This is a genomic window from Ruminobacter amylophilus, from assembly GCF_900115655.1.
GTDB classification, from domain to species: domain Bacteria; phylum Pseudomonadota; class Gammaproteobacteria; order Enterobacterales; family Succinivibrionaceae; genus Ruminobacter; species Ruminobacter amylophilus.
Genome location: NZ_FOXF01000060.1, coordinates 1 through 11,821 on the forward strand (window position 1 = coordinate 1; position 11,821 = coordinate 11,821).

16 protein-coding genes are annotated in these 11,821 nt (G+C 45.6%); all 16 read left to right on the forward strand.

From position 1 onward, the window contains the following. Positions 1–318: DUF7698 family protein (locus BMY80_RS10625; protein WP_093143504.1), on the forward strand; the 318-nt coding region annotated here is incomplete at its 5' end. A 101-nt stretch (positions 319–419) separates the two neighbouring features. Continuing rightward, positions 420–1,040 (forward strand): ApaLI family restriction endonuclease, encoded by a 621-nt coding sequence (locus BMY80_RS10630; protein WP_093143507.1) that lies wholly within the window; start codon positions 420–422, stop codon positions 1,038–1,040. Then, positions 1,006–2,202, forward strand: coding sequence for a DNA-methyltransferase (locus tag BMY80_RS10635; protein WP_093143509.1), 1,197 nt, complete (start codon positions 1,006–1,008; stop codon positions 2,200–2,202). Before BMY80_RS10630 ends, BMY80_RS10635 begins: the two co-directional genes overlap by 35 nt. 225 nt (positions 2,203–2,427) lie before the next feature. After that, entirely contained in the window at positions 2,428–2,715 is a 288-nt protein-coding gene (locus BMY80_RS10640; RefSeq protein ID WP_093143512.1) for an Nmad4 family putative nucleotide modification protein, read from the forward strand. 79 nt (positions 2,716–2,794) lie between these two features. Further along, a complete protein-coding gene (locus BMY80_RS10645) occupies positions 2,795–4,402 on the forward strand; it encodes a terminase large subunit (RefSeq protein ID WP_093143515.1) in 1,608 nt (535 codons plus the stop codon). Positions 4,403–4,410: 8 nt separating this feature from the next. Continuing rightward, complete coding sequence (locus tag BMY80_RS10650; protein ID WP_093143518.1) at positions 4,411–5,730, forward strand: phage portal protein; 1,320 nt, start codon at positions 4,411–4,413, stop codon at positions 5,728–5,730. Next, on the forward strand, positions 5,642–6,379 hold the full coding sequence (locus BMY80_RS10655; RefSeq protein WP_093143535.1) for a head maturation protease, ClpP-related: 738 nt from the start codon (positions 5,642–5,644) through the stop codon (positions 6,377–6,379). Before BMY80_RS10650 ends, BMY80_RS10655 begins: the two co-directional genes overlap by 89 nt. An 8-nt stretch (positions 6,380–6,387) precedes the next feature. Beyond that, positions 6,388–7,590 (forward strand): phage major capsid protein, encoded by a 1,203-nt coding sequence (locus BMY80_RS10660; protein WP_093143536.1) that lies wholly within the window; start codon positions 6,388–6,390, stop codon positions 7,588–7,590. A gap of 68 nt (positions 7,591–7,658) precedes the next feature. Next, positions 7,659–7,934: a head-tail connector protein gene (locus BMY80_RS10665; RefSeq protein WP_177178572.1), complete on the forward strand. Its 276-nt coding sequence runs from the start codon at positions 7,659–7,661 to the stop codon at positions 7,932–7,934. Beyond that, entirely contained in the window at positions 7,934–8,269 is a 336-nt protein-coding gene (locus tag BMY80_RS10670; protein ID WP_019000849.1) for a phage head closure protein, read from the forward strand. Before BMY80_RS10665 ends, BMY80_RS10670 begins: the two co-directional genes overlap by 1 nt. Beyond that, positions 8,266–8,640 carry a hypothetical protein gene (locus BMY80_RS10675; protein ID WP_019000850.1) on the forward strand — a complete coding sequence of 125 codons (375 nt, stop codon included), beginning with the start codon at positions 8,266–8,268 and terminating at the stop codon, positions 8,638–8,640. The genes BMY80_RS10670 and BMY80_RS10675 overlap by 4 nt, the downstream gene beginning before the upstream one ends. Next, positions 8,637–9,329 (forward strand): hypothetical protein, encoded by a 693-nt coding sequence (locus tag BMY80_RS10680; protein WP_093143537.1) that lies wholly within the window; start codon positions 8,637–8,639, stop codon positions 9,327–9,329. The genes BMY80_RS10675 and BMY80_RS10680 overlap by 4 nt, the downstream gene beginning before the upstream one ends. Positions 9,330–9,341: 12 nt before the next feature. Further along, on the forward strand, positions 9,342–9,830 hold the full coding sequence (locus tag BMY80_RS10685; protein WP_093143538.1) for a hypothetical protein: 489 nt from the start codon (positions 9,342–9,344) through the stop codon (positions 9,828–9,830). A 2-nt stretch (positions 9,831–9,832) separates the two neighbouring features. Continuing rightward, the gene (locus BMY80_RS10690; RefSeq protein WP_019000853.1) at positions 9,833–10,138 is read left to right on the forward strand and encodes a hypothetical protein; all 306 of its coding nucleotides are present in this window, start codon (positions 9,833–9,835) and stop codon (positions 10,136–10,138) included. Between the two features lie 29 nt (positions 10,139–10,167). Continuing rightward, the gene (locus BMY80_RS10695) at positions 10,168–10,365 is read left to right on the forward strand and encodes a hypothetical protein (protein WP_019000854.1); all 198 of its coding nucleotides are present in this window, start codon (positions 10,168–10,170) and stop codon (positions 10,363–10,365) included. A gap of 156 nt (positions 10,366–10,521) precedes the next feature. After that, on the forward strand, positions 10,522–11,821 hold a 1,300-nt coding region (locus tag BMY80_RS10700), incomplete at its 3' end, for an AAA family ATPase (protein ID WP_093143540.1).

The following is an 11,821-nucleotide window of genomic DNA, read 5'->3' on the forward strand; positions in this document are numbered from 1 at the left end:
CTTAAGGAGCTTGGCAGAGAAGCCTGCCGCCTTTTTAACGAGTACGAGGTTTCCAGGGACAGCGGCAACGATTACCTCGACATCAGCGAAGTGGTCTGGGACAACGAAGCGGCAAAGCTGATTGAATCCATGAGGCAGAACGGAATCGAAAGGTTCACCTTTTCCTCCGGATGGAGTCACGCAGTGGAAACCGCATGGCTTTTCAAGGAGGCCGGATGTACCCTTGAGGGGCTGGTTGAGATCAACAGCCGCTACACTGAATGGAACAGCGACGAACACGAAAAAGCCCACGGCTACCTTTTCAGCATAAAACTATAGAATAGTTAGCACAGCTACGTTGTATTGGACTAGTTAATAGTGTACACGCAATTCCATTGAATATATAATTGCATAAAAGTTATGTATTCATGGAGTGTACTATGAACGAATATGTATATAACGAGATTAAATCGTTATCAGAACAGTATAAGAGAGAACTTGACAAAAGGGTAAATTTAAGAATCGAAGAGATGAGAAAAGATGATAAATCTCACTATCTTCTATACGGTGTTCTAGGAATAGATAACGTGGAAGGTGATCAAATTGATATCTACCAAAACAAAGGCAGATTTCTTTATCAATATGCAGGTTCTTTTTTAGAGAAAGCTGTTATGATTTGTTTTAAGCACAAATTCCATAACGCAGAAAAGGCACGTGTTGAAAATCCTTTTGAAGGAACACCAAAAAATTTTGAAATTGATTGCCTTGTAGGAACTGATGCGCACGAACTAAAATGGCGAGATGCAACTACGGATGGTGATCACATAAATAAAGGACGTCGCAGAATAGAAGCTATTAAGTATTGGGGTTATACACCAATTCGACTAATGTTTTATGAGCCACAACGCAAACAAGCAAGAGATATACAGCAGAAGTTAAAAGCTTTGTATATGGAAGTTGGAGGGAAGTATTATAGCGGAGAAGAAGCATGGCAATATGTTACCAACTATACAGGAGTTGACTTAAATGAAATCCTTGAAGCAATTAGTAGAGAATCTTAATAGCAAGGTGATGCTGTCAGATTGTCTTGATTTCTTACGTGAATTGCCAACTGAAAGTGTAGACCTTATTTACTTAGATCCTCCTTTTTTTACTCAAAAAGAACATCGGTTAACGAGCAGGCAAGGCGAAGAATACTCGTTTTCTGATCGATGGAATTCAAAAAATGAATACCTCGATTTTCTTAGAATTCGAGTGTTAGAGATGCATAGAGTATTGAAGAGTACCGGAAATATTTTTTTGCACTGTGACAACAATGCCTCACATTATTTACGTATTATCTTAGATGATATATTCGGAGAGAATAATTTTAGAAGCGAAATTATATGGTCTTATAAGAGGTGGTCAAACTCGAGTAAGAATTTACTTCCTAATCATCAGGTTATTTTATATTATTCAAAAAGTCTGAGATATGCATTTAATGTAATATTTACTGATTATTCTCCAACTACCAATGTCGATCAAATATTACAAGAAAGGGCAAGAGAGAATGGGAAATCAACATATAAAAAAGATGAAGAAGGAAATGTAATATCTTCGGGACCTAAAAGAGGAGTTCCTCTATCAGATGTTTGGGAGATTCCATTTTTAAATCCTAAGGCAAAAGAACGAACAGGATACCCTACTCAAAAACCTGTTGAACTGCTGAAAAGAATAATAGAAGTAGGGTCAAGAAAGGGTGACCTAGTGTTAGATCCTTTTTGCGGAAGTGGTACTACTTTGGTTGCAGCTAAGTTGATGGATAGGCAGTATTTAGGTTGCGATATAAATTCTGATGCAATAGCTTTAACTAAAGCTCGACTGGAACAGCCTTTTATGACTGAATCTGTTTTACTAAAGAAAGGGGCACAGGCGTATAATACAAAGACTGATTACGAAAAAGCAATCCTTGATGAACTGAATTGTACTGTTGTTCAGCGGAATAGAGGTATTGACGGAATTATTAAAAATACAAGAAAGGATGACCTTGTCGCTGTTAAGATTCAAAGGCAAGATGAATCTATAGACGAAGCGGTGAGCCTTTTAGTTTCTGCAGGAACTAAAAGAAAATGCAAGAAGTTGGTGCTAGTAGCGCGCTCCGATATTCCTAAGGAATACCCTAAAAATATGGTTGTTTTGCAGGGATTCAATTTACAAATGAAGGTAAGCCAATTAAGTAAATAAAGAGTAGTATTTCGATTTCTGTTGTTCTGGCTTAAAAAAACAGATTGAATTGAATAAAGGAAGATGGAAATAGTCTTCCTTTTTTATTCTATTTTTGCTCGATTTTAGATGAATTAGACAAATGATTAGAAAAAAAATAGTACAAAATCAGGCACTTATTGACTTGCTATACCTTTGGTACAGAGCGAATATACAGTCATCGAGAACAACAACGGAGACTTAAAAATGAGCAAGATGACAGAAAGAGCAAGAACCTACAGATTGCCGAATCCTACCACTCCTGAAGATTTGGAATGCCGCTGGAGCAAGACCTTAAGATTCGGTGATAAGGTAATCCTTGCAGGCCACTACTACAACGGAGCCGGCAAGCCATCCTACTACGGCGCGGTTTACGAGTTCCTTTCCGACGACACCTCCTGCGAAGGTGAAATCGGAATCCGCGAGGTAAGCGGCGTAGATTTCATGGATGACGGCCATGCTCTTGAATGGGCGATGAAGAACGCCAACAATTAGTACGGAGCTTAACGGCTCCTTTTTATACCCAAAAGATCGCTTCGGCGGTCTTTTTTTATGCCTGTAAGGAGGTGAGCAGATGGCAATGCGGAAACTTAAAAAATACATCCCCACAAAGTTCAAGGCAAAGAAGTCCGTGTATGACAAGGATGCCGCCGACTATGCAGTGAACTTTATTCAGGCTCTCTGCCACACCAAGGGAACCTGGGCAGGAAAGCCTTTTGAACTTATCGACTGGCAGGAGCAGATTATTCGGGATCTCTTCGGAACCTTAAAGCCGAACGGCTACAGGCAGTTTAATACCGCATATGTTGAAATCCCGAAGAAGATGGGCAAGTCTGAGCTGGCTGCGGCCGTAGCACTTCTTCTTACCTGCGGTGACGGAGAGGAGAGAGCCGAGGTTTACGGCTGTGCTGCTGACCGTCAGCAGGCAACAATCGTATTTGATGTGGCTGCCGACATGGTGAGGATGTGCCCGGCTCTGAACAAAAGAGTCAAAATTCTCGCCTCGCAGAAACGCATCATATACACCCCGACCAACAGTTTCTACCAGGTGCTCTCTGCGGAAGCCTACTCAAAGCACGGTTTTAACATTCACGGCGTGGTCTTTGATGAACTGCATACCCAGCCGGACAGAAAGCTTTTTGATGTTATGACCAAAGGCTCCGGTGATGCCCGAATGCAGCCGCTGTATTTTTTGATCACCACTGCGGGAACCGACACCAATTCCATCTGCTACGAAACCCATCAGAAGGCAAAGGACATCCTTGAGGGCAGAAAGATCGATCCGACTTTCTACCCGGTGATTTACGGCGCTGATGAATCTGACGACTGGACGGATCCGAAAGTGTGGCTGAAAGCCAATCCGTCCCTCGGCATTACCGTGGGAATCGACAAGGTACAGGCGGCCTGTGATTCGGCAAGGCAGAATCCCGGTGAGGAGAATGCTTTCCGTCAATTAAGGCTGAACCAATGGGTGAAACAGTCAATCCGCTGGATGCAGATGGAAAAATGGGATGCCTGCTCCTTCGCGGTAAATCCTGACGAGCTGGAAGGCCGGATATGCTATGGCGGTCTTGACCTCTCCAGCACCACCGACATCACAGCTTTTGTGCTGGTCTTTCCTCCGAGGAACGAAGATGAGCGTTTTGCCATTATGCCGTTCTTCTGGATTCCGGAAGACACTCTCGAGCTTCGTGTGCGTCGAGACCACGTGCCTTATGACGTCTGGCAGAGACAGGGATTTCTCGAAACCACCGAAGGCAACGTGGTTCATTACGGCTACATCGAAAAATTCATCGAGGAGCTCGGCAAAAAATACAACATCCGTGAAATCGCCTTTGACCGCTGGGGAGCAGTACAGATGGTACAGAACCTTGAGGGCATGGGTTTTACCGTAGTTCCTTTCGGTCAGGGCTTTAAGGACATGTCCCCGCCGACCAAAGAGCTTATGAAACTCACGCTGGAGCAGAAACTTGCTCACGGCGGTCATCCGGTATTGCGATGGATGATGGACAACATTTACATCAGAACTGACCCGGCAGGCAACATCAAGGCCGACAAGGAAAAATCCACCGAGAAGATTGACGGTGCGATTGCCACCATCATGGGACTCGACAGAGCCATCCGATGCGGCAATGACAACGGAGCCTCGGTCTACGATGAACGCGGCATTCTGTTTATTTAGGAGAATCTATGAACTTTTTTAAAGGCTGGTTTAAACGAAAACCGACCAACAGTCTGAACGGCTCCGGCTACCGCTTCATGATGGGAGGAAGCACTTCCGGAAAGAAAGTTAACGAGCGTTCAGCTATGCAGATGACCGCAGTGTATGCCTGCGTGAGAATTCTGTCAGAGTCCATTGCCAGTCTGCCGGTTCACCTTTACCAGTATGAATCGGAAGGCAACAAGGCCAAGGCGGTAAAGCATCCGCTGTATCGCATTCTGCATGATGAGCCGAATCCGGAAATGACCTCATTTGTGTTCCGAGAAACGCTGATGACGCACCTGCTCCTCTGGGGCAATGCCTACGCTCAGATTATCCGAAACGGCAAAGGCGAAATCATCGGACTGTATCCCTTAATGCCTAACCGCATGACGGTTGACCGGGACTCAAACGGTCAGATTATTTATCAGTATCAGATGCAGGACTCGGATGCTCATACAGGGAAAAGCGGCTCTGTGACTTTAAGGCCGTCCGAGGTGCTGCATGTACCGGGCTTAGGCTTTGACGGACTTGTCGGTTACTCGCCGATAGCCATGGCAAAAAATGCCATAGGTCTTTCGATTGCCACCGAAGAATACGGAGCAAAGTTTTTTGCCAACGGTGCTACTCCGGGGGGCATTCTGGAGTTTCCGGGAACGGTGAAAAATCCTGAATCCATCCGCGAAAGCTGGAACAAGGGGTTCTCCGGCAACAATGCCCACAAGGTGGCAATACTTGAAGAAGGCATGAAATACACGCCGATTTCCATCTCACCGGAACAGGCGCAGTTCCTTGAGACCCGTAAATTTCAGATTGATGAGATAGCGAGAATCTTCCGAGTGCCGCCTCACATGGTTGGAGACCTTGAGAAATCAAGCTTCAGCAATATCGAACAGCAGTCACTCGAGTTCGTGAAATACACCCTGGAGCCGTGGATTATCCGCTGGGAGCAGTCACTTAACCGGGCACTTCTCACCGAAAAGGAAAAGCCGGACTATTTCGTGAAGTTCAATGTGGACGGACTTCTTCGAGGTGATTACCAGAGCCGCATGAACGGCTATGCCATTGCCCGGCAGAACGGCTGGATGTCAGCCAATGATATCAGAAGTTTAGAGCAGCTTGATCTCATCCCAGATGAGCTTGGAGGGGATCTGTATCTCATCAACGGAAACATGACCAAACTGCAGGACGCAGGAATTTTTGCAAACAAGGAGAATAACAATGAAGAAGTTCTGGAAGTGGAAGAACCAGACGGAGGAAAACGCTCCGACCCCGGAAAGAACCCTATTCCTGAACGGCACCATCGCTGAGGAAAGCTGGTTTGACGATGACGTAACACCACAGCTTTTTAAAGATGAACTGATGAGTGGTTCGGGAAATATTACGGTCTGGATTAACTCCCCGGGAGGCGACTGTGTGGCTGCCGCTCAGATCTACAACATGCTGATGGAATATCCCGGTAACGTCACTGTGAAGATTGACGGTATTGCCGCATCTGCCGCCTCGGTAATTGCCATGGCAGGAACAAAGGTATGTGTCTCACCGGTTTCCATGCTGATGATTCACAATCCGATGACCTTTGCCTTTGGCAATACTGCTGAAATGCAGAAAGCCATCGACATGCTTGGGGAAGTAAAGGAATCAATCATCAATGCATACGAAATCAAGACAGGCATGAGCAGAGCCAAGCTTTCCCGTCTGATGGATGCGGAAACCTGGATGAATGCCAACAAGGCCGTGGAACTTGGATTTGCCGATGAGATTCTGCAGAGAGAACCGTCTTCCGAAAATGAAATGACGGAGGCTGCCGCTACAGCTTTCTCAAGGGCTAGTGTTACCAATTCACTGATGGAAAAGCTGTCTGCCAGATGCCGCATTGAGGCAAAACCAACTGAAACCAAAACCAACGAACGCTCCGTGGATGATTTGATGGAGCGTCTTAACCTTATCAGAAACTAGGAGAATTTATGACTACTGTAAATGAACTTCGCGAAAAGCGAGCAACCGCATGGAATGCCGCCAAGGCCTTTCTTGAATCCCGTCGTACCGACAAGGGAACTCTTACCGCAGAGGACGATGCTACCTACACCCGAATGGAGCAGGACATCACTGATTTAAGCAGGGAAATCGCCCGACTTGAACGCCGTGATGCTCTTGATGCCGAACTTTCCCGTCCGGTAAACACTCCCATCACCTCAAAGCCATCTGCTGCCGTTGGCTCTTCTGCTGCTGACTCTGCGGTAAAGCGCGGCCGTGCCTCTGATGAGTATAAGAACGGCATGCTCAAGGCTCTCAGAACCAACTTCAAGCAGGTATCCAATGTTCTGCAGGAAGGTGTGGATGCTGACGGTGGTTACCTTGTTCCGGAAGAATACGACGATAGACTCATTGGTGTACTTGAAGAAGAAAACATCATGCGAACTCTCGGTAATGTAATCACCACCTCCGGCGAACACAAGATTAACATTGCCGCCACCAAGCCTGCCGCCGCATGGATTGAAGAAGGCGGTGCATTGTCTTTCGGTGATGCAACCTTTGCTCAGATTTTACTTGATGCCCACAAACTGCATGTTGCCATCAAGGTAACCGAGGAACTCCTCTACGATGCTGCTTTCGATTTGGAAAAATACATCATTACCGAGTTCGGCAAGGCTCTGGCCAATGCGGAAGAGGATGCCTTCCTTAACGGTACCGGTCGTGGTCAGCCACTCGGTCTCTTTGCTGAAACAGGTGGCGGTACTGCCGCACTTTCTGCCGCCTCAGTTAACGCAGATCACATCATGCAGCTTGTGTATGCATTAAAGAGACCGTACCGCAAGTCAGCATCTTTCATTATGCATGACAAGACCGTGGCTGCAATCAGACAGCTCAAGGACAACAACGGCATGTACCTCTGGCAGCCGGCACTGACTTCCGGAGAGCCGGACAAGCTCTTAGGCTACGACGTGTATACCTCACCGTTCTGTCCTGAAGGCAAGATTGCCTTTGGTGACTACAACTACTACAACATCGGTGACCGCGGTACCCGTTCATTCTCTGAACTTAGAGAGCTCTTTGCAGGCAACGGCATGATTGGCTTTGTGGCCAAGGAACGAGTGGACGGCAAGCTGATCTTGCCGGAGGCGGTACAGATTTTAACTATCACCGGCGGTAAGACCGTGAAACCATAAGGCTCCATAACGGAGCTTTTTTTATGCCTTCATCATTCTGCTGATGGAGGCTTTTTTGGAGTTTAGCTATGAGCATGACACTAAAGGAAATGAAGAACTATCTGCGTGTTGACAGTACCGAGGATGACACGCTTATCAGGAATCTTATCTACTCGGCTGAACGGCTGTGTCTTGATGTGCTGAGAGCGGATTCGACCAAAGTGCTCTACGACTCGAAGTACGGCAGAGCCGCGGTGATGTATGCCGTCAACTACATGTATGAGCATCGCACCGAGGCTGACTACCGGGCATTGACGCTTTCTCTCCGTGCCATGCTGTTCGGCTCAAGGAAGGAGGCATTCTGATGGAAACCGGAACGATGAATGAACGTATCAGAATTTATGAACCAAAGTCTGACGGCAATCAGACCTCGCTTGATGAGTATGAGCTTTCGGGGTCAGTCTGGGCGAACGTGAGACAGGTTACCACCCGTGACCAGATGCGTTCAGGCGTTGAGGTACAGAGCGGTCAGATTACCATTCTGATCCGCTACCTTGCAGGTCTTTCCGATGACTGTCTTATCGAGTGGAACGGCAAGTTCTACGGTATCGATAACCTGTCTCCCGACAGGCATAAGGGAGAAATTCTGCTTGGCTGCAGCTATTCGGGACTTAATGAAAATCAGAGGTTTACCACATGATTTCAATCAGTGAAATGAAAGCAAAGGTTAAGACTCTCGTTGAGGATCTCACCGGGCTGAAAGCTTACTTCGATTTGGTGCCGAACAACATCAAGACCGGAGTTCTGATTACCCGGCAGGCTACTGAGTTTTCCGGCAGAACTGTTGATGGCGAGGCGCACATTGCCCATCACGGCTTTGAGGTGTTTATCTTCTCGTTTCAAAGCGCAGAGGCCTGTGACGCTCCGACGGATAAGCTGGTTAATGCCGCTGACGGGAAATATTCAAAGGACTTCAGACTCATTATGGTAAACAGCATCACGCCTGCGGAGTATGACCCCGAGGTCGGATTCTGGGGCAATGTCATCAGCATGGAGTTTGTTGAACGATGACGATTGAAGTACATACAGACGGTGCTGACATTCTTGCAGAAAAGCTCAAGGGTTTGCCGCAGAAACTGCAGACTAAAATCAGCCGTGTGATTCTGAAAGAGGCGCTGAAGGAATCCGGAGCAAGAGAAGAACTTACGGGGTACATCGATACTCACTTCAAATCCCATACCGGAATCTACCGCAAGTCTGTATCAGGCATTAAAACCTCAAGAGTTCGCTCTGACCATAACCGCATTATTTCATACATACACTTTCTGCCGGTGAGCAAGGTTAAGGGATGCAAGGAAGGTAAAAAGGCTCATATGCCACCAAAGACTCTGAACCACTGGCTAAATGCCGGTACCCGTGACCATGCTGTCGGCAAAGGCTCAAGTCTTGAAGGCAATAAAGTCATTCAGCAGCTTATCGCCAACAAATACCAGATTGCCATCAACAGAGCCAGACTCAATCTCGCCTCTGCCAAAACACAGAAACAGCGGGATAAGTACCAGGGCTTGATTGAACGCAACACCAGTAAACTTTTAGCCGTTAAGGCTCGTGCCACAAAGAAGGCAAGTCAGCACGGCAGAAAGGTTAAGGGCATAACCGCACGTCATTTTATGGAAGCCATTCAGCGCAGAGTGGACACAAACGCAGTTGCTATCGTGGTTCAGCAGGTTGAAACCTCGGTGGCGGATTTATTGAAATAGGAGAAAAGCCATATGGCACAACATACAGAACTTTATGACTATGAACCGAGAGAGCCTGTGCTTCTCGGCGGAACTCATTCCCAGTTTTCTACTGATGGAGGCACGACATGGATTCCTCTCAAGGGCGCGCAGGAGCTCGGAGACATCGGTGACATTGCTGAATCCGTGGAATGCACCACCATCGATGATGACAGAAAGGTTTACTGCGGTGGTTTGAAGGACTCAGCAGAAAAGGAACTCACCATCTACTTTTACGATGATGATGCTGACCAAAAAGCTCTGATTGCTGCCGCCAAGGAACAGCAGACAGTGACTGTCCGTCATCAGTGGCCGAACGGTACCAGAGCTGCCTATGATTTGAAGCTTCTAGGCTATCAGATTATGTCCGGCTCTGCTGACGGCTTTATGCAGCTTAAGGTTTCCGGCAGACAGGCATCAGATGTTGTCTGGTCGAATGCCGATGATGAACAGGCTCAAAGCAATGAAAATGAAGGAGATTAACCATGTCTTATCTTGAACAGATTAAATCGTTGAAATTTAAAATCAGCAAGGTAACCGTTGACGGTGTGGACTTTTACCTGCGTGAACTTTCGGGCAAGGCTCGTATCGACTTTGAGAACGAGAAGGACTTACAGCTTCGCGTTCTCAAGATGATGCATGCGTCTCTCTGCGATGCTGACGGCAACCTCACCGAAAAGCCGGAGGACTTCAATGCCTTTATGGAATCCGTGCCGAACAAGGTGCTGAACGCTTTGGTGAATGCCTTCTCGGCTCTCAACATCACCAGCGAGACCAGCTTAAAAAACTAATCCGGGGCAGTTTTACTTTCAGACTGGCGGTGAGAATTGCCCGGGAAATCCACCGCCCAATCTCTGAAGTTCTGGAATATCCCACCACCGAGTTTAACTACTGGGCGGTGGTTTTTCAGGAGGAATACTATGAGGCTCATCCGAAAGAAAGGTACAAAGCCGGAATGACGGAGAGCGATTGTGCCAGAGAGGTTGAGAAGTTTAAACAAATGATGAACAAACGGTAGCGTTATTGATGTACGATTTATCAACAGATTAGGCATCAGATAACAGTTGAATTATTTGTTGATACTAGTTAAATTACTGACATATGAATAGTACGGCCAATTGTTCACAGGAAGTTCCGTCCTGTATCACGGATAAAAATTCAGTGCTGTGATAAAATGACAGCCGATGATGTTGAGTTCGGGGAGGTTAAAGTCATGGGAAGTATTCTGAATCCGACCATGGAAAACAGCTTTGAAACACTGGTTAATTTCAAAGATAAAGACATATTTGTTGATAAAACGGATTTTATAGAAAAGATGTCTGCAAAGATCAATGCAGATAAACGTTTTTTTGCCGTAACCCGTCCCCGCAGATTCGGAAAAACCGTAACGGCCCATATGCTTTTAGCCTATTATTCCAAAGGGTATATCGGCACAAAAATATTTGACGGTCTGCATATTGCTGATAAAGACAACTATGCTGAACATCTCAATAAATATGATGTTATTTACATTGATATGAATACCATCGACGGATTGTTTGATGGTTATTCAGGTCAGAAACAGAAAGTCGAAGGTGTTAATGATCTGGTTGACTATTTCGAGTATTCAGTAATTAAAGATTTAAAATCGAGTAATGAATTTTCAAAATGTCTTGAAAAGCATCAAATTGGAAATATGGGACTTCTGGAAACTTTACTTGCAATCACCCAAGATTTAAATACCAGATTCATTTTTATTATGGATGAATGGGATCTGGTATATCGTGAATACCGTGATGACGAGGTTTTGCAGAAGAAATTTATCAAACTGTTAAAAAATCTGTTTAAATCTGATGGCGGTAAAGCTTGCTTTGCCTTAGCTTATCTCACCGGTATTCTGCCAATCAAAAAATACAATTCCCAATCAGCATTGAATGGCTTTGATGAATATAACATGCTCTCTCCTGGGGATTATGCTCCTTACTTTGGTTTTACGGAAGATGAGGTAGCCAACATTGTAAAATCGCCTAATTGTAAAGTTTCACATCATGATTTAAAGAGCTGGTACGAGGGTTATAAAATCAAAGGTGTGGATATTTACAACCCTAACTCTGTGTGTAAGGCAGTAACTAGAAATGAATGTATCAGTTACTGGAGCGGAACTTCGTCCAATGAGGAATTTGTACGTTTGATCAATATGGATTTTGACGGCATAAAGGAAGACATCATCAATTTAATCGAAGGTGATGAAGTTACTTTCAGCTGTGCCAATTTCCAGAATGATATGGTAACCATAAAAGATAAAAATGATGTCTTCAGTCTTCTGGTATGCCTCGGTTACCTTGGATGTGCAGAAACAAAAAATCAATATCGTAAAGTTGCCTATGTTCCGAATGCCGAAATCAAAGCAGTGCTGATGGATATTGTCAGAGAGCAGAACTGGTATGAACGAATGGAAACCATCAGACGTTCAGAAAACCTGCTCAAAGCTATCA

Excerpts from the sequence above, each read along its gene's own strand:
- BMY80_RS10630 (WP_093143507.1), top strand. The coding sequence starts at position 420 with ATGAACGAATATGTATATAACGAGATTAAATCGTTATCAGAACAGTAT.
- BMY80_RS10635 (WP_093143509.1), top strand. The coding sequence starts at position 1,006 with ATGAAATCCTTGAAGCAATTAGTAGAGAATCTTAATAGCAAGGTGATG.
- BMY80_RS10640 (WP_093143512.1), top strand. The coding sequence starts at position 2,428 with ATGAGCAAGATGACAGAAAGAGCAAGAACCTACAGATTGCCGAATCCT.
- BMY80_RS10645 (WP_093143515.1), top strand. The coding sequence starts at position 2,795 with ATGGCAATGCGGAAACTTAAAAAATACATCCCCACAAAGTTCAAGGCA.
- BMY80_RS10650 (WP_093143518.1), top strand. The coding sequence starts at position 4,411 with ATGAACTTTTTTAAAGGCTGGTTTAAACGAAAACCGACCAACAGTCTG.
- BMY80_RS10655 (WP_093143535.1), top strand. The coding sequence starts at position 5,642 with ATGAAGAAGTTCTGGAAGTGGAAGAACCAGACGGAGGAAAACGCTCCG.
- BMY80_RS10660 (WP_093143536.1), top strand. The coding sequence starts at position 6,388 with ATGACTACTGTAAATGAACTTCGCGAAAAGCGAGCAACCGCATGGAAT.
- BMY80_RS10665 (WP_177178572.1), top strand. The coding sequence starts at position 7,659 with ATGAGCATGACACTAAAGGAAATGAAGAACTATCTGCGTGTTGACAGT.
- BMY80_RS10670 (WP_019000849.1), top strand. The coding sequence starts at position 7,934 with ATGGAAACCGGAACGATGAATGAACGTATCAGAATTTATGAACCAAAG.
- BMY80_RS10675 (WP_019000850.1), top strand. The coding sequence starts at position 8,266 with ATGATTTCAATCAGTGAAATGAAAGCAAAGGTTAAGACTCTCGTTGAG.
- BMY80_RS10680 (WP_093143537.1), top strand. The coding sequence starts at position 8,637 with ATGACGATTGAAGTACATACAGACGGTGCTGACATTCTTGCAGAAAAG.
- BMY80_RS10685 (WP_093143538.1), top strand. The coding sequence starts at position 9,342 with ATGGCACAACATACAGAACTTTATGACTATGAACCGAGAGAGCCTGTG.
- BMY80_RS10690 (WP_019000853.1), top strand. The coding sequence starts at position 9,833 with ATGTCTTATCTTGAACAGATTAAATCGTTGAAATTTAAAATCAGCAAG.